Raw genomic sequence first — 24,572 nt, 5'->3', positions numbered from 1 at the left:
GGCTGCCTAATTGAAATATCGTGCATTGCCGACAAATAAACAAAAATCAAAAACCACAAAAGAGAATCGTTGCAAACGATAAAAGAAGCCCATAAGTGGTCAAAAAGATCTTTTTACTTGCTTTTAGGAAAAGATATTGTATTAGTATTTTAAATTTGATAAACGAGTTCAAAACAACTTTTAAGGGAGGACACCTTTATGCCGAATTTGCTTGAAATGGCTGCCGAAATCGTCGCATCACACGCTTCAACCACCCCCATGACCAAGGAAGAGCTGATTGCAGAACTAAACGATCTCCACCAGGCTCTGGTTGCAATCGAAAATGGAACGGCACAGGAAACAGCAATGGAAGACGAAGAAGCGGCTCAAACACCTGCAGTTTCCCGCAAAAAGGCCTTTGGAAAAGACAAGGTGATTTGCATGATTTGCGGCAAGGCAATGAAAACCCTTGCCCGGCACCTGAAAACCGCTCACGGTATGACGGCCTCGGAATACCGGAAACAGTTCGACATCCCTCGCACCCAGCCGCTGGCCGCCCGGGCCTATTCCGAAAGCCGGCGACAGATGGCCATTGACCGAGGCCTTGGCGACAATCTCGCCAAAGCCCGTGCGGAGCGCGGAAAAAGCAAACCCAAAAAATAGCCCCGGATGGCACCTCGCCCCTCCCTCAGGGGGGGCTCCAAAGGCGGCGCCTGATCGAATCTCCGTTAAAACAATCGGAAACTTCTGACGCCGAGCAAATTACTTCGGGCATCCCGCACTTCAACCCGCCACATACCCTGAGCGCCCTGAGGAATGCTTTTCCTCGACCATGTCCGCCAATTCTGTGAACGAACCGACAACGGAACCCTCGCCACCTGCCGGCCGTCGTGATACCAGATGTGCCACACGACCGCAGCCTCCTTTGCCCCGCCTATGCGAGAAAAAAAATACAGGCAGGCAACATTCGCTGTATAGGATCGCAGCGCATCGACAGGCGTGCGGTTTTCGATGGCGGTGGTTACCGTCAGGTCACAAGCCTGCAATCCGGGCGACTCGCCATATGCGGCCCCGGTCCACATCGTCGCAAGCAGCAATAAAACAAAGCAGAAACGTATCACAGTCCCCCTCTTTGGCGCCCAATACCGCCAAAAGGCGGACTTTTAGCACGATTTCCCTTGACCAGACGCCTTCCTTGACATATACCCGTAGGCGGCATGCACGGTGTTTACAATAGCGTTCTATTATGACACGATCGATCTTTACGGAATGTTGCCTATGAAACGCCTTCTCCTCGGAGAACACAGAGAAGACATCCTCAACACCCTCGACCTGACCCTCAAACACTGGGGCTACCGGGTTCTGGCGGTGCCCCGCAGGGAGCGTCTGAACAAGCTCATCCGGGATACGGCCTTCGACCTGCTCATTATCAACGCGGACTGGCTGGACGCGAATCATGCAACGCTGGAGGCGCTGGAAACCTGTATCGGCAAAGGCGCATCCCTGATGGTTCTGAAGTCTCGCGAAACAAGCCCGCAACTCCCCCTGCCGCACCAGCTTCTGGACGTGCCGGTGGATATTTTCTCCCTTTTCTCAGCCATTCAGCAGCATCTGGAGAAGCACCCCCGGAAGAACATGCGCCTGGCCCTGAAACTGCCCGGCATGATATGTCGCCACCACCAATGCCAGCTCGGCGAGGTATTGAGCCTTAGCACCCGCGGCCTCTTTATGAAAACCGGGTTCAGGCTGGACCAGGGCGAGCGGTTTCGCATTGTGCTTCCTTTAATGGGCATGAAGGAGGAACTGGAACTGAGCGGCAAGGTCCTGTACCGGGTCCACCCCGACCCGAAAAACAATTATCAACAGGGGGTCGGCGTAGGTTTTGTCGACCTGCAGCCAAACGCCGCCCGACTGCTTGAACGTTACATAAAAACCTGCTTCAGAGAGGAGATGTCCCACCGGCGGGGGCACCATGGCTGGCATACCGGCGCGCTGACCCAGGGGGAAGAAGATACGGTACTGCGCCTGCCGGCTCCGATGCTCTGGGAAACACCGCCAGCCCCGCCTCAGCCGAGCTGATCGGCGAAGCTCGATCCCGTTTCAACACGCACACCGAACATATCGGCAAGAGTCGCCGCTACATCGGCAAAGCTGCGCCGGATTCCCAACGACCCGCCCCGCTTCAATCCGGAGTGCCAGACGAGCAGAGGCACACTTTCCCGGGTATGATCCGTCCCCGGAGTGGTGGGGTCACAGCCGTGATCGGCAGTGATCACCAGCAGATCTCCCGGTTCAAGTGCCGGCAAAAAGCCTGCCAGCCATGCATCGAATTCTTCTAGCGCCCGTCCGAAACCGCGCACGTCAAGGCGGTGCCCATAGAGCATGTCGAAATCGACCAGATTGGTGAAAATCAGCCCCCGGTCAACCTCGCCGAGCGCCTTGCGGGTTTTGGCCATGCCATCGCTGTTGCTGGAACTTTTTACCGATCGGGTAATCCCTTTTCCGGCAAAAATATCGCGGATCTTTCCGACACCATAGACGGTCAGCCCCTGCTGTTCCATGCGATCCAGAAGCGTGTCAGCCGGTGGCGGCATGGCAAAATCCCGGCGGCCTGCCGTTCGCTCGAAATTCCCGGCGGCCGTACCAACAAACGGTCGGGCGATGACCCTCCCGACATGGTATGGATCGAGGACCCGGCGCATCTTTTCGCACAAGGCATAAAGGCTTTCGCGCGGCAGCACTTGCTCGTGGGCGGCAATCTGAAAAACCGAATCAACACTGGTATAGACAATGGGGCGACCACTGCGAAGGTGCTCTTCCCCGAGCAATTGGAGAATCTCCGTACCGCTGGCGGCAATATTGCCCAGCGGAGCGACCCCGGCAATTGTGGCAAAAGCGTCAATAACCGCCTCGGGGAAACCCTGCGGATAAGTGGAAAACGGCTCGTCCTGCACCAACCCCGCCAACTCCCAGTGCCCGGATGTGGTATCCTTGCCCCGGGCCCGCTCGAGCATGCGACCGTAAAGTCCGCGGGGTGCCGCCACCGCCGGAACTCCGGAAACAGGCACAATCCTCCCCAGCCCCAGTCTTTCCAGGGTCGGAAGACACAGGCCGCCACAGCGCTCCGCCACGTGCGGCAGGGTGCTGGCCTCCTGATCGCCAAAATCCGCCGCATCCGGCTGCCCGCCGACGCCGACGCCGTCAAGGGTGATCAACACCACCCGTCGCCAGACACGCGCTGTCACGAGGCCATCCCGCCCTGCCATTGCTGCATGATTTGCACCCCGTTGCTGGTGCCGATACGATGCGCCCCGGCTTCCAGCATGGCACGGCAGGCGTTCCAGTTTCGGATGCCGCCGGCCGCCTTGACCTTGATCCGCCCCGCGGCGGTCTGGCTCAACAGCCGCACATCCGCTTCGGTCGCCCCCTGCGGTGCAAACCCGGTCGAGGTCTTGACATAGGCGGCCCCCGTTCCGGCCAGCAGATCGACCAGGGCGACTTTTCCTGCATCGTCCAGATAGCAACACTCGATAATGACCTTGACGGGCGCTGGCGCGGCGGCTCGCACAACGCCGACGACATCCTCCCCGACAAGGTCCAGACGTCCCTCGACAGCGGCCCCCAGGGGGATCACCATATCGATTTCAGTGGCACCTGCGGCCACGGCCGCGGCCGCGGCCGCAGACTTTACAGCAGAGATATCGTAGCCGAGGGGGAAGCCGACAACCGTTCCCACGGAGACGTTGCTGCCCCGCAGACAGCTTGCAGCGATCCCCACAAAACAGGGAGGGATACACACCGAAGCAAACTGCCAGTGCAAGGCTTCCTGGCACAACCGTTCAATCTGGGAGGGAGTCGCATCCGCCCTGAGCAACGTCTGATCGATAAACCGTGAAGGGGATTCCATAAAAAACCTGTTCTTGCAGTTTTTCATTGCGAAACGAGTTGCAGCAATGCAAAGCCTTCCGGACCTGATGCAGGCCCGCCTGGCTTCAGGTCCGATAGGCGGCGTTGATCTTGACATAGTCATAGGTCAGGTCGGATGTATAGTACTCCGCCCGACCATTGCCGATGCCGAGATCGATGCACACCGAAAATTCAGCCCGTTTCAGGACCTCCGTAGCCTGCGCCTCAAGCTCCGGCCCGGTACCAAGACCTTTTTGCACCACGGGAACATCGCCAAAACAGATGGCAATGCGGTCGGGATCGACCTGTGCGCCGGAATACCCCACAGCGGCGATAATGCGCCCCCAGTTGGCATCTTCACCAAAAAACGCCGTCTTGACCAGGCTGGATGTGGCGACATGATAGGCAACCCGTCGAGCATCGGCGGCATCGGCGGCACCTTCCACCTGCACATGCACCAACTTGGTCGCCCCCTCGCCATCGCGAACGATCATCTTGGCCAGATCGAGAAGAACCTCCCGCAAAAGCGTGGAGAACTCCTTTGCTTCAGGCGAACCAGCTACGATTTCCGGGGTTTTGGCCTCGCCGTTGGCCATCACCAGGACCATGTCATTGGTCGAAGTGTCGCGATCCACCGTGATGATATTGAAGGAATTGGCGACCGCATCCCGCAGTGCCTGCTGCAGAAAATTCGGCTCGACACAGGCGTCGGTCATCACGAAAGCCAGCATGGTCGCCATGTTGGGATGGATCATTCCGGCCCCTTTGGCCATACCGAGCAAGGTATAGGGCATGCCTGCAACCGCGCCCTGCCGGCTGGAGAGTTTGGCAAAGGAATCGGTTGTCATCATGGCTGCGGCCACATCCTCGACAGCGTCCGGCGACAACCCCCGGGGCAGATCGGGAATCGCGGCCTGCATAACCGGCATGGGCAAGGGATGGCCGATAACGCCGGTTGAAGACACCGCCACCAGTTTTTCGTCGATACCAAGGCAGTCCGCCAGCAACCTGCCGCAGCACCGGGCATCGCGCAGGCCGGGTTCGCCAGTGCAGGCATTGGCGTTGCCGCTGTTGATCAACACGGCCTGACACCGACCCGCAGCGACCCGTGGTGCCGTCACCAGTACCGGGGCCGCCTGGATTTTATTGGTGGTAAACACACCCGCGCACGTGGCAGGGACCGAAGAAAAAATCAAGCCGAGATCGAGCCTGCCGGATTTACGGATCCCCGCCGGCCGGGCTGCAAAGGAAAACCCCTTGACCGTTGTCATCATGCACTCCTGAATAAGATTGAAAAACCGGCGGCAGGCATCACTGCCCGCAACACTTTTTGAATTTCAGGCCACTGCCGCATGGGCAGGGGTCATTGCGGCCCACTTTTTTATCGTGACGAACCAGCGGTTGAAGCGCCTCTGGTTCTCCCCCGGCGCGATTGAACATCACCTGCTGCCGGCGCTGGCGGGTTTCCATCCGCTCGACATCCTGTTCCCTGGCCAACTGGACCCGAAACAACTTTTGCACCACCTCCTGCCGGATCCGACCCATCATCTGCAAAAACAGTTCGTAGGCCTCCCGTTTGTACTCTTCCTTGGGATTACGCTGGGCGTAACCGCGCAGGCCGATGCCTTCCTTGAGGTGATCGATGGACAGCAGATGGTCTTTCCACTGGCTATCGATGGTCTGCAGCAGAAGCACTTTCATCAGGTGAAGCATGACCGGCATGCTGAACTCTTCCTCACGCTCCCGCAATCGCTGATGAACCTGCTGTTTCAGCTGTTCCACCAACAACGCAGGGGTCAGATTGCGGGCCGATACGTCCACCGGATTCGGCATCATGTTGAACTGGCTGTAAAAGTCCTCATTGAGGCTGGTCCAGTTCCAGTCTTCCGGGTTGGTTTTTTCCGGGCAGAACGTCGCGACAATATCCTCCACCATCTCATCGACAATGGCGGCAATGGTTTCCGGGAGCTGCCGGCCGGCCAGAACTTCCCGGCGCTGAGTGTAGATAACGTTGCGCTGGGTGTTCATTACGTCATCGTACTCGATGAGGTGTTTGCGAATATCGAAATTGTGAGCCTCGACCTTTTTCTGGGCGTTTTCAATGGCCTTGGAAATAAAGCGGTGCTCAATGGGTTCGCCTTCGGGAATTTTCAGCCGATCCATTATATAGGCGACTCTGTGCGAACCGAAAATACGCAGCAGATCGTCCTCAAGACTCAGGTAGAAGCGGCTTGCGCCCGGATCACCCTGGCGACCGGCACGCCCGCGCAGCTGGTTGTCGATGCGCCGGCTCTCATGCCGTTCCGTACCGAGAATATACAGCCCTCCGGCGGCCAGCACTTCCTGCTTCTCTTTGGCGCAAACCTCCTTGAACCGGGCCAGGGCCTGAGCATGGACCGCCTCGTCCTCTTCGGTGCCGGAGGTCTCGCGCTGCGCCAGAAGTTCGGGATTGCCGCCCAGAATAATGTCGGTTCCGCGGCCCGCCATGTTCGTGGCGATGGTGACGGCTCCCTTGCGGCCGGCCTGGGCGACGATTTCCGCTTCCCGCTCATGATGCTTGGCGTTGAGCACATTGTGAGGCACGCCGCGCTTGCGCAGCATCTCGGACAGAATTTCCGAGTTTTCAATGGAAATAGTGCCAACCAGTACCGGTTGGCCTTCGGCATGACGCTGGATGATATCCTCCACCACGGCCTTGAATTTTTCCCCCGTGGTCTTGTATATGACATCACCCTGGTCGGTTCGCGCCAGCGGCCGGTTGGTGGGGATCACCACAACTTCGAGCTTGTAGATTTCACTGAATTCGGTCGCTTCGGTATCGGCGGTACCGGTCATGCCGGCCAGCTTCTCGTACATGCGGAAATAGTTCTGGAAGGTAATGGTAGCCAGCGTCTGATTTTCGCTTTCGATCTTGACGCCTTCCTTGGCTTCCACCGCCTGATGCAATCCGTCACTCCAGCGTCTGCCGGGCATGAGACGGCCAGTGAATTCATCTACGATCATCACCTCGCCATCCTTTACCACATAGTCGACGTCCCGCCTGAACAGAGCATGAGCCTTGAGGGCCTGGTTGACATGGTGCAGAATCTCGATATTACCGGGGTCATAAAGGTTTTCCACCCCCAGAAGGCTTTCCACCCTGGCGACCCCTTCCTCGGTAAGGGTCGCACTCCTGGCTTTTTCATCAACCGTATAATCACCGGTGTATTCCCGCACCGTCTGTCCAACACGACCGTCGCGACTCTCGATCACCTCGCCCTTCTTGAGCATGGGAATGATCCGGTTCACCGAATAGTACAATTCGCTGGACGCTTCGCTGGGCCCGGAAATGATCAGGGGGGTACGAGCCTCGTCGATCAGGATCGAATCGACCTCGTCGACGATGGCGTAATGCAGGGGCCGCTGGACATAATCATCCAGGGAAAATTTCATATTGTCGCGCAGATAGTCAAAGCCGAATTCGTTGTTGGTGCCGTAAGTGATGTCGCAGGCATAGGCGTCCTTGCGTTGCGCGTCGGTCAGTCCATGCACGATGCATCCAACACTGAGTCCTAGAAACCGGTGGATTCTCCCCATCCATTCGGCATCGCGCCTGGCCAGATAATCGTTGACCGTGACGATATGCACGCCGTGGCCGGGCAGCGCGTTGAGATAGGCCGCCAGAGTCGCCACCAGAGTCTTGCCCTCGCCGGTTTTCATCTCGGCGATCTTGCCCTGGTGCAGCACCATGCCACCGATAAGCTGCACGTCAAAATGGCGCATGCCGAGAGCCCGCTTGCCAGCTTCACGCACAACCGCGAAAGCTTCGGGCAACAAGCTCTCAAGAACCGCTCCCTGGGTCAGCCGCTGGCGAAATTCAACGGTTTTGGCGGCCAGGGCCTCGTCAGACAATTGCGCCATCTGCTCCTCGAGGTTGCCGATCTGCGCCACCAGCGGCTGCAGGCGCTTGAGGTCCCGCTCATTTTTACTGCCGAATATTTTGGTCAACAGGTTTCCAACCATAAAAGAAATCTCCATGAGTGCGGCCCATCCGGCCGGGAGGATATAACGGACGTGAAAGGAAGAAACAGGTCGTTTCGACGGGGCGCAGTGTAGCACAAAGGCGGAACGCCCTCAACGGGAATGGCAACCCCGACCAGGGGACGGACGTACATTCAGCGCCTCAGAACAGTTATTGTCAACAGATTCGGGAAAGCCGTTTCAATGAAAGGAAAAACAACGCCTGCCGGAATGGCTGTCCGCAGTTCTCCCGGGGGAGCCGCAGCGGCCACGTTCCAGAGAGGTGAGACCAAAACATGATCAGGGCGCCAGCCTATGGAAGGCAGCGCATGAGCAGCATCACAAAAACTTTTGGGGATTGACAGGCATGCCGTTAAGGTGGACTTCGTAATGCAGGTGGGGACCGGTCGAACGCCCCGTGTTGCCGACAGCCGCGATGATATCGCCGCGGCGTACCCGCTGCCCCGCCTTAACGAAAACTTTGGAAGTGTGGCCATAAACGGTCTGATAACCATAGCCATGGTCGATGACTACCATCTTGCCGTAATCCGGAGCGGTAGCAACCCGCTTGATCACGCCATCCGCAGGGGCGGTGATCGGAGTGCCGATGCGGGCGGCTATATCGAGACCACAATGCATCCTGCGGCCGCCACCAAACGGCGACCGGCGCAACCCGAACCCTGATGTAATCCAGCCTTTGACAGGCTTGCCCGCAGGCCTTGCCGCAAACAGGGAACGCTGGTCATTGAGCGCCCCCTGCAATTCTTCAAGACTTGCGCGCCGCAAGTCGATGGATCGGCGAATTTCGTCGATCTGACGCTGAACGCCGGACAGCTCCAACCCCGGATCGGATTCCACCGGACCGCCGATGCCGGCCGGTACGCCCTCGACGGGTTTGGCCAACTTGGTCATCAGGCGGACCTTGGTGTCGTTACTGGCCAGCACCACCATCTCTTTGCGCAATGACTGCAATTGGCCAGCCATTGAACGCAGTTTTTGTCGGTAGACGCTCTTCTCGGTTCGCAGACGTTGCAACTCGGCATAATCGAGCTGCATACGAAAGCAATGATATGCCAGCCCGCTGAGGATCACACCCGCGACCACCAGCGCAACCCCAAGCAATCGCAACCGTCGGCGCCCCGCCTGGAACCGGCGAATGCGATGGTGCCCATCGGGGATAATGATGATGGAAAACTTCTCCGCGGGCAAAAAAACCTCCCTGAAACACCTGAAAGGGCAATAACCATTGACACATAAGGAAAGATGAAACCATTGAAAGATAAAGGGAAACAGCCTGAATTGTCAAGGATTAATTTTATCTTTCCATGCCCTTCAAGCCCCTGCCGGAATCTGAATCTCCAGAAAAATTGGCGCTTCTGCCATCAAAAAGATACGTGCTTTTTACAGCCGGATACTCATGGCGATTTCGTCGCAGTCAGGAAACTTCGGACATTTCAGACAATCGCTCCAGATTTTCTGGGGCAACTCGGATTTTTCGATAAAATCGAATCCCATCTTTTCAAAAAAACCCGGCTGGTAGGTCAACGCGAAAACCTGCTTGATGCCCAGTTCACGAGCCTCATCAAGACAGGCCTGCACCAGCTGGCGCCCAACGCCACGGCGTTCATGACTGGAAGCCACGGCCAGGGAGCGGACTTCCGCCAGATCATCCCAGCAGATGTGCAGGGCAACCGCGCCTACCACCTGTCCATCCTGTTCGAGAATGTAAAAATCGCGAAGGCATTCATACATATCGGCAAGCGACCGGGACAGCATCAGACCCTGCTGGGCGTAACCGAGCAGCAGCTTGTGGATCACTTTGACATCGGGAATACGCGCCTTGCGAACCATGATTCACCCCTCTCCTTGCTGGCCGGCCTGAGCCGACTGTCCGATAATTTCCCGTGCGTGTTCCAGGGCATGCTCCGTCACCTGTGCGCCGCCAAGCATCCGGGCCATTTCCTCCACCCGCTGCTCGCCATCCAGAGGCACCAGTTCGGTAAAGGTACGCCCGTCCTTTTCCTGCTTCTGAACCCTGAAATGATGATCCGCGCAGGCCGCCACCTGCGGCAGATGGGTGACGCACAAAACCTGGCAGCGGCCGGCGATATCCCGCAATTTGCTGCCGATGGCACTGGCGGCCACCCCTCCGACCCCAGCATCGACCTCGTCAAAAATCAGGGTTGAAATTTCATCGCCCTCCGGAGCCGCCCTTCTCAGAGCCAGCATGATGCGGGACAACTCCCCGCCGGAAGCGATCCAGGCCAACGGTTTCGGAGTTTCACCGGCATTGGCGGCCAGATAGAACTCCCCCCGCTCCAGCCCCTGAGGGCCCGGCTCATCGAGAGGGAAAAGCCGCAATTCAAACGATGCACGCGGCATGGCGAGATCGCTCAACTGCTCCTCCACTGCCTGGCGTAACCGTGCCGCGGCCTCATGACGCCGGCTCGATATCTCCCCGGCCTTGTCGCTCAGCAACTCCTGGTCGGCGACCTGCTGTTGCCGCAGGCTCTCCCTGCGAACGTCAGCGTGCATGAGGTCTTCGATCTGCTCATCGATGGACCGGGCATGGGCGATCATCTCGCCGACGGCCATGCCGTATTTTCGCTTGAGCCCGGAGATAAAATCGAGACGTTTTTCGACCTCTCCCTGGCGAACCGGATCAAACGCCACCCGGCCTGCGTATTCGCGCAGCTTGAACGCCACATCCTCAACAACATACAAAGCGCTGCGGATTTCTTCGGCAGGGCCGGACAGAAACGCATCGATCTCGCAAAGCTTCTCCAGTTCCCCCGCGATCGCATCGAGTTGCTCGCTGATGGCCCCCTCGGCGGCATAAAAGACATCGTAACCGCGTTCGGCGATGCGAACCAACCGCTCGGAATTCTGCATCAGGCGCCGTTCCGCCTGCAATTCTTCCTCCTCCGTCTCCTTCAGGCCCGCCGCCGCAAGCTCTCGCTGCTGATACTGCAACTGTTCAAGACGATCGGCGCGCTGCTGCTCGGCCTCTTCCAAAGCCTGCAGCCGGGCGGCCTGCTCCCGGACCCGCCCGTGCAGCGCTGCGTAGTCAGTCAACATATCGGACAGTCCCGCGAAGCGGTCGAGCATGACCAAATGCTGCTCGACCCGCTGCAGGCTCTGGTGTTCGTGTTGGCCATAGATATTCATCAGACGCGTGGTCAACGGCTGCAACTGGGAAAGTTTGGCAAGCGAGCCATTGATGTAGATTTTGTTGCGGCCGGTTCGATTCACAACCCGCTTGATCAGCAGTTCATCACCGTCATCGAAACCGGTTTCCGCCAGTTCCCGCAGCAGAGACGGCTTGTCGGAAACATCGAAAACCGCCTCCACCACGGCTTCATCTTCACCGGTGCGCACCAGATCGGGATTGGCCCGCCCCCCCAGGATCAGGGATACCGCATCGATAATAATCGATTTTCCGGCTCCAGTTTCTCCGGTCAGAACGTTGAACCCGCCGCTGAATGACACATGCAGTCGGTCGATAATCGCGAAATGCCTGATGTAAAGATCTGTCAGCATGTCTTTCCCCCGGGAACACCTTCTTTGACCACTTGCCAGGCCGGGTCAGCGTTCCCCCCAGCCCAGCTTGGTGCGCAGTACCTCGAAATAATCCTTGGACGGACTTTTGATCAGCCGCGTAGATCGGCCCGCCCTGCGGATTTCAACCACATCGCCCGCTTCCAGAGCCATTCCGACCTGACCGTCCGCAGTCAGCACGACATCCTGATCGCGGAACTTCATCTCGATGCGGATACAGGCCGTATCAGCGACAATCAGCGGCCGGTTGGCCAGCATGTGCGGACATATGGGAGTCACCACCAGGCAATGCAGGCCCGGTGAAATGATCGGCCCCCCCGCGGACAGATTGTAGGCCGTTGAACCGGTTGGCGTTGCAATTATCAAGCCGTCCGCCTTGAAGGTTGTCAGATAGGCGGAATCAACGGAAACCTCCATATCGATGATGCGGGCAATCGCCCCCTTGTTGATAACGATATCGTTAAGCACACAGAAACTGCCGGCTTCGATACCGTCGCGCAGCACCACGGCGTTGAGCATCATGCGCTCGGAAAGGGTGTATTCTCCCTTAAGAACCTTCTCCAGGCTGAGATAAAGCTCACCGCGAGTGATTTCCGTCAGAAAGCCAAGGCTCCCGAGGTTGACCCCAAGGATAGGCACATCCCGCCCGCAAACCTTGCGCGCCACGGAAATAAGGGTTCCGTCCCCGCCCAGCACGACGATCAGATCGACCATGGCGGGAATCGCGGCGCGGTCGTAGCCCGGTTCCTGCCCTGCCATGTTGCAGGCCAGGTTTTTTTCCAGAAACACTTCCAGCCCCCGCCCCCGCAACCAGCACACAACGTCACGGGCAAGCATAACGGCATCGGGATGATTGTATTTTGCGTAAACACCAATTCTTTTCATGGTTCTAAATTCTCCGACAAAATTATCAGGCGCAAACCTAACATAGCCTTCCAGGCAAAGTCCATCACATTCAAGAACTTAGCCCGTTCCCGGCAGTTGTGAAGCGGACCGCGTTCATGGTACATTCCTTTCACCGCAAGGCAAGGATCTTTTGCCGTACGCACCAAACGGCAAGACAAGCCGGCGCACACCACCATCTTTTCAGGGGCAAGCAGCCCAGAACGAGGATCACGACCGTGGATTTGTTTGAAAGCGACACCCACACCAACAACCGGGCCCCGATGGCGGAACGTATGCGCCCGCGCACCCTTGAAGAAATGGTCGGGCAGCAGCACCTCATCGGTCGCGACAAACCCTTGCGCCGCCTCATCGAATCGGACAAGCTGACCTCCCTGATTTTCTGGGGGCCTCCCGGAACCGGGAAAACCACTCTGGCCCAGGTCATTGCCGGCTCGACCCGCAGCCGCTTCGTCTTCTTTTCCGCGGTCCTCCAGGGCATCAAGGAAGTACGCGAAATCGTCCAGAAAGCCCGGGAGGAGCGGGCCTTTCACAATCGCAGAACGCTGCTGTTCGTCGACGAGATCCACCGCTTCAATAAAGCCCAGCAGGATGCTTTTCTGCCGTCCGTGGAAAAGGGAGACATTACCCTGATTGGCGCGACGACGGAAAATCCTTCTTTCGAAGTGAACTCGGCTCTGTTGTCCCGCTCCAGGGTGTTTGTCCTGCATCCTCTCGACGCTGCGGAGATTGCCCGTTTGCTCGAGCGGGCGCTTTCCGACCCGCGGGGATTGCAAGACGCCTTTCCACAGACCGAAACCGCGGCGCTGGCTTTTCTCGCCGAAAGTGCCCAGGGCGATGCCAGGGTGGCCCTGAATGCCCTGGAAATGGCGGCGGACCTGAGCCGGGGCCAGCCGGCCATATCCCTCCAGGCAGCCAGGGACGCGATGCAACAACGCGGCCTGCGTTACGACAAGGGCGCCGAGGAACACTACAACGTCATTTCCGCTTTTATCAAAAGCCTGCGGGGCTCGAACCCGGATGCCGCTGTTTATTGGCTCGCCCGCATGATCGAAGCGGGCGAAGATCCCATGTTCATTGCAAGACGCATGGTTATTTTCGCCGCCGAGGACGTCGGCAACGCTGATCCGCGGGGCCTGCAACTGGCTGTTGCCGCCCAGCAGGCAGTTCACCTTATCGGCCTGCCCGAGGGGCGCATTCCTCTTGCACAGGCGGCAATCTACCTTGCCTGCGCCCCGAAAAGCAATGCGTCCTACCTGGCCATCGACCGGGCACTGGCCTGCGTTCGCGAAACCGGAACGCTGCCCGTCCCGATCCACCTCCGCAACGCGCCGACCCGTATGATGAAGGACCTCGGCTATGGCCTCGGATATCGATATCCCCACGACTTTCCGGACGCCTGGGTTGACCAGGAATATCTTCCTGAAAAACTACAGGGGCATTGTTTTTATCAACCATCCGGAAGCGGCTACGAAAAACGCATGGAAGAATTCCAGTCGCGGCGCAAACCGGACTGACGGATCGGAGCGTCCGCCCATCTTCCACGGTTTCCGCATGTTTCCTGCCCGACATTAATTCTTGACCGGACATGAATAAATTGCAAAAATCCACGCCAGGGGTATGCTAAACAGCGAAACAATATGTATGCTGTGGCAAAAGCAGCCCCGCGGCACCTTTCCAGGCAGTGATCAAACCGGGTCCGTTCTTGTCAACGCATGACTGCAACCTGACTTTTCTGGGCGTATGAGCGGCGAACCTCGATACAGCAGTAAAATTTTCAACCTCTACATCACACTGGTTCGCCAGAGGTATGGCCACGTCAACCTTTCCGAACTGTTAGAAAAATCAAATATCAGGCCTTGCGAGGTTGCCGACCTTAATCACTGGTTCAGCACACGGCAATTCGCCCTTTTTTACGAAACCCTGATCAGGGAAACCGGCAACCCCCGCATCGCACGGGAAACCGGCCGTTTTGCCGCGGCGCCGGAAGCGACGGGGTTTATACGGCAACATGTACTGAGCTTCGATTCACCGGGCAACGCCTTTGCCAATCTTGACGCGACAATGGCCACCCTGGATCATGCCAGCAAATTGGAAACCCGCCAGACGGGCTCCGGCCGTGTGGACATCTCCGTATGGCCCGCAGCGAAAAACGAGGGAAACACCGGACAGTGCCAATTTCGCACCGGCCTGTTCGAAGCCATCGTCACAACCTTCAACCTGGATATGCCGAGCATCACGCATCCCGAGTGCATCGACCATGGGGGCTCCTGTTGCCGCTACGTCGTCCAGTGGAAGCCCTCGCATGCCCAAAGATTGCAGCGCCTTCGCACCTTGGCCGGGGTGACGGCCCTGACCGCTCCCGCCGCGGCCTGGCTGGCAGCCCCGCAATTCGCCTTGACGACGGTGTTGCCAATTACGACGGGTGTTTTCTGCGGGCTGTCGCTGCTCACGGATCATTTTTTGAAAAAGCGATTGTCCACCAGTCTTTATCATCTGCGCAGCTCTTCCGAGGAGATGGTCGCCCAACTCAGCAGCAACTACAACAATGCCCTGCTGACCAATGATATTTCGCATGCCATCAGCAGCAAAACCACCATTGAGGACATCCTTCAGAGCGTCTGTCACGCTTTCGAAAAACGCCTTGATTTCGATCGTGGTCTTATCCTCCTCGCCGATGCGGACAAAACCCGGCTCAACTTCCGCGCCGGGTTTGGATTACCGCCAAGGGTGAGGTTGCTGTTAAAAAACACCCTGTTCCCACTCGACACGCGTGCGGCAGGCGATATCTTCACCACGGCCTTTCGGGAAAAGCGCTCATTTCTTATCGCCGACATCGATATCCCACAGGAAAACCTGCCTGATTACAGTTGCAATTTTTTGCGCAAAACCGGCTGTAAAGCCGTCATCTGCTGTCCAATTCTGTGCGACGGCAAAGCCCTGGGTGTCCTTGCGGTAGACCAGACTCGAAACCGCCGGACTTTGACCCAAAGTGATCTGAACCTGCTCAGCGGCCTGGCCAACGTGCTTGGCGTCAGCATCCGCAATGCACAATTGCTGGCCTCCCGAAAACGCCAGTTCAATTCCACCCTGCATGTGCTGGCGGCGACCATCGATGCCCGGGATCCCCTGACCGCGGGGCATTCAGAGAAAGTGACGGAATACGCGCTCGGCATCTGCCGGGAGTTGAATCTCTCGGAAGATTACTGTGAAATGGTCAGGGTTTCCGCATTGTTGCATGATTACGGAAAGATTGCGGTTCCCGATGCCATTCTCAAAAAATCCGGCCGCCTGACACTCGAGGAATACGAAATTGTCAAAGCTCATGCCGAGTGCACCAGCAGCATTTTGAAACAGATCAACTTCGAGGGCATCTACAAACGCGTCCCGGTGGTGGCCGGCGCTCACCATGAAAAAATAGATGGCAGTGGCTACCCCAAGGGGCTCAGGGATGCGGAAATACCGATTGGCGCCAAGATCATAGCCGTCGCCGATTTTTTCGAAGCCATTACGGCGCAGCGACACTACCGTGACCCCATGCCTTTGCCTGTCGCCTATAAAGTCCTGAAACAGGAAGCCTTTTCTCATTTTGATGGAAAAATCGTCAAAGCCTTTCTGAACTATTTCAGGCGAGCCTACCCCGAAGACTATGAACGCATGGTACGGCTGGCGCCTCTCGTCAAGCGTGAAATTGTCCGCATTCCGTGCCGCACGCCGGTGGTTTTTGAAAACGGGGGGAAAAGCGTCTTTGGTACCAGCACGGACATAAGCACCGGTGGCATTTTCGTCGCCAGTCCTGAAGCCATGGCTGAGGGAACAGCCCTGAAGTTGTCCTTCTTTCTCCCCGACAGTCCCAACAACATTATCGAGGCAGGTGGCCGGGTTGCATGGGTAAATCACAAATCCCATCCCAGAAAAACGGCTTTTCCATCGGGCTTCGGCGTTCAATTCATCGGGTTGCCTCGACAGGCCGTCGATGCTGTGCAGAAATTCGCCCGGGGGCTGCCGACAGGAATTCACGCCTGAAGCCTCGGTGCTTGATGTTATAAACAATTTGCCATGCAGGTGTGATGTGCGAGCTATCGGTAACTGCCACGAATCAGAACTTCTTTCCCCTCAAGCGGAATCGACAGCCGACCCTGGCATTGCCCGGGATATCCTTGTCAATCATTTGAATTTCTTTAATTTTCAGGGACGCAGTGTCATTGTCAACCTGCGCCACAAAGACTTTGGACGCGCCCTCTGCCTCAACGCGACGCCGCTGCCCTGCTCCGGGAACCGGCTGCAGTGTTTCTGGGCGGACCCTGAAGAACTGCCGGAAGATCTGGCTTTTTTTGAGACGGAAACCATCGTGGTGCCGCTGGGCCGCGATTCCCTGTGCATTCCCGGAACCGACGCCGTTTGCGACCTAGAGGGCATCAGCCTGGATTTGCCAGCGTTCTGCTCCAAAATCGGCATCCGCCGCCTGGAACGCTACCGCTGCCCGGACATCCATGTTTCCATGATCCAGAACAGCGCCCTGTTTCAGGGCAGGCTGATCGACTTCAACGCGCTGTCCTTCTGTGTACGAATCTCACTCACGCCCCCCCAATCCTATCAGTGGCTGAATGCCGAACTGCCCGTGAACATTTTGCTGCAGGATGACAGGCAAACCATTTTTTGTGGAGAATGCAGAATCATCCGTGAAGGCGGGTCCAAGCAGAACCGGGAATTCGTACTTTGTCCCACCGTCCACAACACCCGGCGCTTCCGGGCGAAAAAAGCACGCAGCACGCGCCAGGAACTGCTGCCTCTGCCAAGTATCGTCTTCACCCATCCTTTGACCCGCAAACTGATAAATCTGAAGGTGACTGATATTTCCGGGTCGGGACTTGCGGTGGAAGAAGACCGCGCAAACCCGGTTTTGCTGCCAGGCATGTTTCTCAAAAATGTCAGACTGCGCTTTACCAATCACTTCGAAATGGCTTTCGACGGCCAGATCATTCATCGCACACCGTCTGTTGATGACGATCAAGCCTCCCGGTGCGGTATCGTGTTTCTGGACATGGCGGTCAACGACCATGTGCAATTGCTCGGTCTGCTCCAGCATGCCTGTGATCCCAACGCCTATATCTGCGACGCGGTGGACATGGATGAACTCTGGCGCTTCTTTTTTGATACAGGGTTCATCTATCCGCAGAAATACCAACACCTGCAAAAAAACAAGGACCGCGCCAAACAGGTATACCAGACCCTTTACGCTCAAAACCCCAACATTGCCCGACATTTTATCTATCGCGAAAAAGGCGCAATCCTGGGTCACATTTCCACTCTCCGTTTCTATGATAAAGCCTGGCTGATTCATCATCATGCAGCCAAGGGCAATAAAGGCCGAAAAGCGGGAATTGCCGTATTGAACCAGATTGGCAGCTTCATCAACGATTCGCACAGTATCTACTCGATGCACATGGAGTATGTACTCTGCTATTTTCGACCTGAAAACAAATTCCCCCGTCGGGTTTTTGGAGGTGTCACCGAAAGCCTCAATGACCCTCAGAACTGTTCGATCGATAATTTCGCCTACTTTTATGACGCTACCGGAGATCCGCAGGATTGGGATGTGAGCGGCTCCTGGGAATTGAAAAAGGCCTCCGCCGAGGATCTGCTCGACTTCGCCGCATTCTACGAAAACTGTTCGGGCGGACTGCTGACCAGCGCCCTGGACATGGAAGCGGATGCCCTGGAGCAGAAAGAGCTTAACCGTGAGTACAAAAAACTCGGTATTCAAAAAGAGCGGGAAATTTTTGCCTTTAAGGAAAATGGCAAATTAAAATCCATTCTTGTATTAAGTATTTCTGATCTTGCAATCAATTTGTCAGAGTTAACCAATTGTTTAAAAATCTTCGTCCTTGATCAGAATCTTCCCGTAAAGAGCTTGAATTGCGCCATCAACTTAATTTCGGCTAAAAGTCCACACACAAATATCCCCAAACTTCTTTTTCCTGTTGAATATGCAGAGGCGAACCTTATAAACTACGAGAAACAATATTGCCTCTGGATTTTCAAAACAAAGAACTCCGACCAGGGCCTGAGGCAAATGCGATCGACGACCAGATTCAATCGGCAATAGAATCAAAAAACAAAAAGAGATGCTAATGAACTACAAACAAGAAACAAAAAAGCATCTATATAACAGCCGAATCATCGATCCTTTTCTGCGCCTTCTGCAAAACCGCTATCCGCAAATTGACATACCCAGCCTGCTGTCCCACGCAGATATGAAGCCTTATGAAGTTGCGGACCAGTGGCACTGGTTTACCCAGACCCAGGTCAACGCCTTTTACGACAAGGTCGTCGAACTGACAGGCAACGAAAAAATTGCCCGGGAAGCCGGTCGCTACGCGGCTTCGCCTGAAGCCAATACGGTAATCCACCAGTACGTACTCGGATTTCTGGGCCCCCATCGAGCTTACCAGTGGATCGGCAAGGCCGCTTCCAACTTCACCCGCTCCGCCAGATACGAATCCCGGCGGCTCGCGAAAAACAAGATTGAAATCACCGTCACGCCTCATCCCGATGTTCAGGAACAGGAATTTCAGTGTCACAACCGTATCGGCTTTTTCGAGGCGATTTCCCATCTGTTTCGTCACAAATTTCCACAGATAGAACATCCGGAATGCCTTTTTCACGGCGGCAGCTGTTGCCGATACGTGATTACCTGGCAAACAGAAAGTTTCTGTTTTCTGAAAACCCTCCGCAGCGCTTCTCTGGCGGCCAGTGCCGCCGGACTGGCAATTCCGGCCTTTTCCACATCCGCGGCTTTCGTATCGCCCCTGGTTCAGGCAGGCCTGCTGAGCTTTTTGGTATCGTGGCTTCTCCTGGAAAAAAAATCGACCAGAACCGTCTGGAACAGCATGGAAGCCCTGAGAATTTCATCAGGGACGCTGCTTGAGCAGATAGAGAACAATTACAACAATGCCTTGCTGACCAACGCCATTTCCCAGAGCATCAGCAAGGAAACCACCATTGAAGACATTCTGCAAAGTCTGGTCGTAAATTTTCAGCAAAGCCTTGATTTTGACCGGGGCCTGGTGCTGTTGGCCGACCAGGACAAAAAACACCTCTTTTTCCGTGCCGGATACGGTTACTCGAAAAAGGTGGAAAATCTTCTCAGAAGCAGCACCTTTCATCTGGACAACCCGGACTCCAAAGGCGCCTTCGTTGTTTCTTTCCGGGAGAAGAAAACGATTCTTATCAACGACATCAACGATATCCAGGAAGATCTGTCACCACGCAGCCTGGATTTCGCAAAAAAGATGGGAGTCAAATCGTTTTTATGCTGTCCCATCGTCTACGACAATGAAGCCATCGGTATCCTGGCGGCCGACAACCTCACCACCAAACGCGCTTTGCTCAAAAGCGACATCACCCTTTTGAGCGGTATCGCTCCGATCATTGGCATCAGCATCCGCAACGCCCAATTACTGCAGAACCGCAAGCAGCAGTTCAATTCGACCCTGCATGCACTTGCAACCACCATCGATGCGCGGGACCCGCTTACCGCAGGCCATTCCGAGAGAGTAACCCAATTCACCCTCGGCATCTGCCAGGAACTGGCTCTCTGCGATAGGGAACGCGAAAAAATCCGTGTAGCGGCCCTGTTGCACGACTACGGCAAAATCGCGGTGCCGGACGCCATCCTCAAAAAACCCGGCCGTTTGTCAGCCCGTGAATACGAAATCGTCAAGGATCACGCCAATCAGACGCGGCAGATTCTGGAAAAGATTCATTTCGAAGGGATTTACGCCGAGGTTCCGGCTATCGCCGGATCCCATCATGAAAAAATTGACGGCAGCGGCTACCCGCTGGGCTTAACCGGGAAAGACATTCCCCTCGGAGGGAAGATCATTGCGGTCGCGGATTTTTTCGAGGCCATCACCTCCAAACGCCACTATCGCGAACCGATGCCGTTCCATGTGGCCGCCGATGAACTGAAAAAAGGACGGGGCAGGCATTTTGAGGAGGACATCGTCGATGCTTTTCTGAGATATTTTGAACAGCAGCTTGCCAGCGACCCCGCAATCATGCCCGGTTCCTGCCGTCAAGCCTCTCGGGAAAGCATCCGGGTACCGTACCGTGCTCCGCTGACCATCCAGTACGAGGGCCTGCGAGACGAAACCACGACCTCGGATATCAGCAGCCGCGGCTTGTTCGCGGCCACCGCGCTTCCGGTCAGGGAAGGCGCTCCGGTTAAACTATCCTTTATCCTGCCCGATGCCTGCTCTACACCGATGGAGATCAATGGCCGCGTCGTCTGGATCAACCATCGTTGCCTGCCGCGCAAAACCCTTTTCCCTCCCGGTTGCGGGATCGCTTTTACCGATCTGCGAAAACCCCACCGCGACACCCTGTTGCAATTCATAGCCACCCATAGCCGGCATTTTTCCCAGGAATCCCTCTCCTGCTGAATACTGCACCTGCAGGCCCCGGATAATGACATAAACGCCACGCTTCACTTTGGCCGACTGCCCCGGCAGGCAATCAGCGGCGTGTAGGTAAAACGTCTCGGATCACTGAAAAAAGCCTGAAACTCCTGAGTGAACTCCTGAAATCCGCCGGCATACTCCGGAAATCCATAGCCGCTGTTTTTAACCGCGACTTCCACCTTGCGCAGCCAATTGAAGGCATCCACGTCGTTGAGTTCGCCGATAATCAGGTGATGGGCGCTCAGTCGCACATCGATTTTTTGACATCCCAGATCGTACAAAAAACTGTAGAGCTTCCTGCCCATGTAGGGATCGAAATTCCCATGTGTCTCCAGTTGCCCCATGATGGCCGTCAGCGCGGACTCCAGGCGGGGTGGCATGCCGTAGTGATTCAGGCAGTTATGATCCAGGTCGATAAGACACAGGATGCCCCCCGGTGCCAGAATGCTCATCAGGTTTTCCACGATCCGCGCGGCTTCACGACGATGATATTCAAGAACAAACCTCACCCAGACAAAATCAAACTGCCCCAGATCAAGCAGCGGGTCATAAAAATCACGACAGGCAAAACCAAGCCCCGCCACACCATAGTGGCTTCGTGCATGGGCCACACGTTCGGGCGAGGCATCAATCCCCAGCACCTCCCCGCCGGGATGAACCATCCGGTGCAGAAACGAGCTGGTCTTGCCACTGCCACAACCGACATCAATAACACGCATACCGGGCTGAAGGCCTGCCCATCGAGCCTGTTCTTCCAGACGTTCCCGGTCGGTTTTAAGATCCAGGCGCCTGGCCTCCTGATCGCTTTCCATCAGATAAGCGGTACGGGTTTTCATCGCAGCTCCATTAAAATTCTGCAAATGTGTAATTTATAAGCAAAAAACGAATTGTCTACAGCCTGCTTCACCGATATAGTCTTGAACATTGTAGAGATTGCCATATTTTGCGTCGGGAAGCATCTGCCAACTTGCCGTTCGCTGTTTTTTCCGAGGGGGCGACCATGAGACTTTTTGTTTTCAGGGCGTTTTTCATTCAACTGTTGCTTGTCGCGTGCCTGTTTTCAAGCGCTCGTCACGGTTTTGCCTCAGGCTTCGGCATTTTCACCCAAAGTGCCGACGCCCTGGGACAAGCCAACGCAACCACCGCCCATAGTGACGGACCGTCGGCGGTATTCTTCAACCCGGCACTGCTCACCGAATTGCCCGGCACGCAACTGGAAATCGGCACCACCGTCATCCTGCCCTCCCGGGATTTCAAGGCGGAAGATGGCACAACCGCCGACAACCGTGATACGGCCTATTTCCCAAGTTCTTTTTATGTTTCCCACCAATTCGGCGACCGCTTCAGCGCCGGCCTCGGCGTTTTCAATTCTTTCGGCCTCGGCACCGTCTGGGACAGCGACTGGCCGGGGCGTTTTATCGCCACCAAATCCCGCATCACCACCTTCAACATCAATCCGACGCTGGCCTGGCAGTTATCGCCGCGGATTTCCTTTGGCGCCGGGCTGAACATCCTCCTGCTCGACGCCAAGCTGAAAAACAAGGTGGATCTCTCAACCTTCGGAGAACCGGAAATCGGCCAGCAGTTCACCGGCAGCGGCGAAGCAGCAGGCTTCAACGCAGGCATATTGCTGAAACTGACCGATGAACTGTCCTTTGGCGCCGCCTACCGCAGCGAGATCAAGGTCGATATCGACGGCAAGGCCCGTTTCGACATCCCCGATTCGGCTTCGCCGCTGATTTCCCTGCTGTTTCCCGAAACACGCGGCAAAACGGCCATCACCCTGCCCCAGCAGTTCACGGCAGGCCTGGCCTACCAGTTCACAGACGCCTGGACGATGGAAATCGGGCTGCGCTGGGAAGACTGGTCCTCCTTCCGGCGGCTCAAAATCACACTGCGCGACCCCGTGGGTGGCGAGACCAGCAGCTTGGCGCCCCGCGACTGGCACGCCACCTGGGCTTACAACATCGGCACCAAATACCGCGTGAATGACCGCCTGGCGATCATGGCCGGATACCTGTACGGTGAGAATCCGATCCCGGACAGGACCTTCGAACCGGGCGTTCCCGACTCCGACACCCATCTATTCACCCTCGGCACCGAGTGGTCCCTTGACCACCTCAAGCTGGCGCTGGCTTACGGCTTCCAATTACAGGAGGATCGCAGCAAGCGCAGCAACCTGTACGGCCCCCTCGCCAACGGGGAGTATGAAAACCATCTGCACCTGATCGGCGTCAGCCTCACGCACACTTTCTGAACCACGGCGTTATTCGCAAAAAAGCCGGAACAGATGTCAAAGCCACTGCTCCGGCTACTGCCACCCTGGGGCACGACGCCAAAGAATTTACAGCCCTCTCAAATACGCAAGTACCTCCTGCGGATGGGTCTCGGCCTTTTTAACCCGGGGCCAGTGTTTTATGATCGTGCCATCCGGGCCTATAACTACCGTCGATCGGATCGTACCCATAACGGTCTTGCCGTACATTTTCTTTTCGCCGAAAGCACCATAGGCCCGCATGGTCCGGCCATCGGGGTCGGACAGCAGCACAAAAGGCAGATCGAACCTGTCGATAAAGCGGTCATGGGACGCCAGGCTGTCCCTGCTGACTCCGAGCAGCACCGCTTCCCGTTGCAGCAGATCGGCATGCACGTCCCGGAAGGAACACGCCTCCTTGGTGCACCCGGCGGTGTTGTCCTTGGGATAGAAGTAGAGCACAACGGTCTTTCCGGCATAATCGTCCAGCCTGTGCATCTGCCGATCGGTCCCTTCCAGTTCAAAACCTGCCGCTTTACGTCCCTCGAGATTTTCCATCATCCGCCCTTTCGAAAATTCACTTTCCCAAAATGGCGCCACGTTTCACCTGCTCGGCACTCCCTGTGAGCTGGCGACTCCAGCCAGCCACCGGCGCAGGCTGCCGGGCTCGTTGGTGAACAGGCCATCCACGCCCATTTCAAGCAACGTCATGGCGCGCTTTTTTTCATCCACAACCCAGGGAAAAATCTTCAGCCCCCGGGCATGGCAAAGCTCAACCTGTTCAGCGACAACCCGATCCTGGCGGGGATGGAAACTGACCGCACGATTGGCAACTGCCGTCTCGATCAAGCGGTCCCAATCGGCATCCTCGCTCAGATAACCGAGGAACAACTCCGGAGCGTCAAGATGAAGTGCCTGGAGCACAGCGTGGTCAAAGGAGGAAATCAGCACTCGGCAGCGGGCATGCCGCTTTAGAAGCCGCTTGACGGCCACACCGGCCGCAAACTCCTTGATCTCGATATTCAGGAGCATACGGTCCTGGATTTGGCAAAGTACCTGTTCCAGGGTTGGTACCGATTCTTTGGCGAACTGCGGACCGAACCAGCGTCCGGCATCAACACCGGCCAGGTCGGCGAGCGATCGTAACGCAAGCAGGCCACTGTCATCCGTGGTACGGTCGAGGGTGGCGTCGTGCATCACCACGGGCACCCCGTCTGCAGTCATGCGGACATCGAGCTCAATGCCATCCGCACCGTCCAATTCTGCCAGGCCAAACGCGGCCAGCGTGTTTTCGGGCGCCTTGCCGGAAGCCCCACGGTGTGCCCAAATGACGGTTTTTTGAAACATCCTGCCAATCTCCCCCGGGCAAATGTTGATCTTAGCCTTTGCATCACCATGGACGGCATCATCGCTTTGGAGACCACATCAAGTCAAGTCGTCATCGGCCGACACATGCGGGCCGGCAATAGGGTTCCGTGCCCTAAAACTTGTCTTTACCAGTTTTTTCT

Annotated in this window: 19 protein-coding genes; 7 read left to right on the top strand and 12 right to left on the bottom strand. The window is 56.5% G+C overall.

Translation table 11 applies throughout. The features are described 5' to 3' along the window. The first annotated feature begins 198 nt into the window (after positions 1 to 198). Complete coding sequence (locus A6070_RS03845; protein WP_072287126.1) at positions 199 to 642, top strand: Ros/MucR family transcriptional regulator; 444 nt, start codon at positions 199 to 201, stop codon at positions 640 to 642. 65 nt (positions 643 to 707) lie between these two features. Here A6070_RS03845 and A6070_RS16670 read toward each other — a convergent pair whose 3' ends face one another. Further along, positions 708 to 1,061: a DUF2914 domain-containing protein gene (locus tag A6070_RS16670; RefSeq protein ID WP_407058568.1), complete on the bottom strand. Its 354-nt coding sequence runs from the start codon at positions 1,059 to 1,061 to the stop codon at positions 708 to 710. 196 nt (positions 1,062 to 1,257) lie between these two features. Between A6070_RS16670 and A6070_RS03835 the strand changes: the two genes are divergently transcribed. After that, positions 1,258 to 2,058: a PilZ domain-containing protein gene (locus tag A6070_RS03835; protein WP_072287124.1), complete on the top strand. Its 801-nt coding sequence runs from the start codon at positions 1,258 to 1,260 to the stop codon at positions 2,056 to 2,058. On the opposite strand, the gene A6070_RS03830 is transcribed toward A6070_RS03835, so the two are convergent. The 8 genes from A6070_RS03830 to A6070_RS03795 all read right to left on the bottom strand — a co-directional run bounded on the left by A6070_RS03830 (position 2,046) and on the right by A6070_RS03795 (position 12,327). Beyond that, positions 2,046 to 3,245 carry a phosphopentomutase gene (locus A6070_RS03830; protein ID WP_072287123.1) on the bottom strand — a complete coding sequence of 400 codons (1,200 nt, stop codon included), beginning with the start codon at positions 3,243 to 3,245 and terminating at the stop codon, positions 2,046 to 2,048. The two genes, A6070_RS03835 and A6070_RS03830, sit on opposite strands and share 13 nt — an antisense overlap. After that, positions 3,221 to 3,886, bottom strand: a complete 666-nt coding sequence (gene deoC, locus A6070_RS03825) for a deoxyribose-phosphate aldolase (RefSeq protein ID WP_072288125.1) — start codon at positions 3,884 to 3,886, stop codon at positions 3,221 to 3,223. Before deoC ends, A6070_RS03830 begins: the two co-directional genes overlap by 25 nt. Positions 3,887 to 3,971: 85 nt before the next feature. Further along, entirely contained in the window at positions 3,972 to 5,156 is a 1,185-nt protein-coding gene (argJ, locus tag A6070_RS03820) for a bifunctional glutamate N-acetyltransferase/amino-acid acetyltransferase ArgJ (RefSeq protein ID WP_072287122.1), read from the bottom strand. A 40-nt stretch (positions 5,157 to 5,196) separates the two neighbouring features. Further along, positions 5,197 to 7,887, bottom strand: a complete 2,691-nt coding sequence (gene secA / locus A6070_RS03815) for a preprotein translocase subunit SecA (RefSeq protein ID WP_072288124.1) — start codon at positions 7,885 to 7,887, stop codon at positions 5,197 to 5,199. A 336-nt stretch (positions 7,888 to 8,223) separates the two neighbouring features. Beyond that, positions 8,224 to 9,093, bottom strand: coding sequence for a M23 family metallopeptidase (locus A6070_RS16430; RefSeq protein WP_083558710.1), 870 nt, complete (start codon positions 9,091 to 9,093; stop codon positions 8,224 to 8,226). Positions 9,094 to 9,285: 192 nt separating this feature from the next. Beyond that, a complete protein-coding gene (locus A6070_RS03805; protein WP_072287121.1) occupies positions 9,286 to 9,735 on the bottom strand; it encodes an N-acetyltransferase in 450 nt (149 codons plus the stop codon). A 3-nt stretch (positions 9,736 to 9,738) separates the two neighbouring features. Beyond that, positions 9,739 to 11,424 carry a DNA repair protein RecN gene (gene recN / locus A6070_RS03800; RefSeq protein WP_072287120.1) on the bottom strand — a complete coding sequence of 562 codons (1,686 nt, stop codon included), beginning with the start codon at positions 11,422 to 11,424 and terminating at the stop codon, positions 9,739 to 9,741. A gap of 45 nt (positions 11,425 to 11,469) precedes the next feature. After that, positions 11,470 to 12,327 carry an NAD(+)/NADH kinase gene (locus tag A6070_RS03795; protein WP_072287119.1) on the bottom strand — a complete coding sequence of 286 codons (858 nt, stop codon included), beginning with the start codon at positions 12,325 to 12,327 and terminating at the stop codon, positions 11,470 to 11,472. Between the two features lie 236 nt (positions 12,328 to 12,563). On the opposite strand from A6070_RS03795, the gene A6070_RS03790 reads away from it, so the two are divergent. The 4 genes from A6070_RS03790 to A6070_RS03775 all read left to right on the top strand — a co-directional run bounded on the left by A6070_RS03790 (position 12,564) and on the right by A6070_RS03775 (position 20,792). After that, complete coding sequence (locus A6070_RS03790; protein WP_072287118.1) at positions 12,564 to 13,862, top strand: replication-associated recombination protein A; 1,299 nt, start codon at positions 12,564 to 12,566, stop codon at positions 13,860 to 13,862. A gap of 226 nt (positions 13,863 to 14,088) precedes the next feature. Further along, entirely contained in the window at positions 14,089 to 16,371 is a 2,283-nt protein-coding gene (locus A6070_RS03785; protein ID WP_072287117.1) for an HD domain-containing phosphohydrolase, read from the top strand. Between the two features lie 475 nt (positions 16,372 to 16,846). Beyond that, positions 16,847 to 18,454: a PilZ domain-containing protein gene (locus A6070_RS03780; RefSeq protein WP_158514018.1), complete on the top strand. Its 1,608-nt coding sequence runs from the start codon at positions 16,847 to 16,849 to the stop codon at positions 18,452 to 18,454. Positions 18,455 to 18,479: 25 nt separating this feature from the next. Beyond that, positions 18,480 to 20,792, top strand: a complete 2,313-nt coding sequence (locus tag A6070_RS03775) for an HD domain-containing phosphohydrolase (protein WP_072287115.1) — start codon at positions 18,480 to 18,482, stop codon at positions 20,790 to 20,792. 44 nt (positions 20,793 to 20,836) lie between these two features. Here A6070_RS03775 and A6070_RS03770 read toward each other — a convergent pair whose 3' ends face one another. Further along, the gene (locus A6070_RS03770) at positions 20,837 to 21,646 is read right to left on the bottom strand and encodes a class I SAM-dependent methyltransferase (RefSeq protein WP_072287114.1); all 810 of its coding nucleotides are present in this window, start codon (positions 21,644 to 21,646) and stop codon (positions 20,837 to 20,839) included. Between the two features lie 164 nt (positions 21,647 to 21,810). Here A6070_RS03770 and A6070_RS03765 point away from each other — a divergent pair, with 164 nt between their 5' ends. Beyond that, on the top strand, positions 21,811 to 23,067 hold the full coding sequence (locus A6070_RS03765) for an OmpP1/FadL family transporter (RefSeq protein WP_072287113.1): 1,257 nt from the start codon (positions 21,811 to 21,813) through the stop codon (positions 23,065 to 23,067). Between the two features lie 87 nt (positions 23,068 to 23,154). Here A6070_RS03765 and A6070_RS03760 read toward each other — a convergent pair whose 3' ends face one another. Together A6070_RS03760 and A6070_RS03755 are read right to left on the bottom strand one after the other, a co-directional pair. After that, positions 23,155 to 23,622, bottom strand: a complete 468-nt coding sequence (locus tag A6070_RS03760) for a peroxiredoxin (RefSeq protein ID WP_072287112.1) — start codon at positions 23,620 to 23,622, stop codon at positions 23,155 to 23,157. A gap of 45 nt (positions 23,623 to 23,667) precedes the next feature. Continuing rightward, the gene (locus A6070_RS03755; protein ID WP_072287111.1) at positions 23,668 to 24,411 is read right to left on the bottom strand and encodes a glycerophosphodiester phosphodiesterase; all 744 of its coding nucleotides are present in this window, start codon (positions 24,409 to 24,411) and stop codon (positions 23,668 to 23,670) included. Between the last annotated feature and the right edge of the window lie 161 nt (positions 24,412 to 24,572).

Source organism: Syntrophotalea acetylenica (genome assembly GCF_001888165.1).
Taxonomy (GTDB): Bacteria; Desulfobacterota; Desulfuromonadia; order Desulfuromonadales; family Syntrophotaleaceae; genus Syntrophotalea; species Syntrophotalea acetylenica.
Note: the sequence above shows the minus strand (reverse complement) of the source record. Positions and strands in the feature narration are given on the sequence as shown.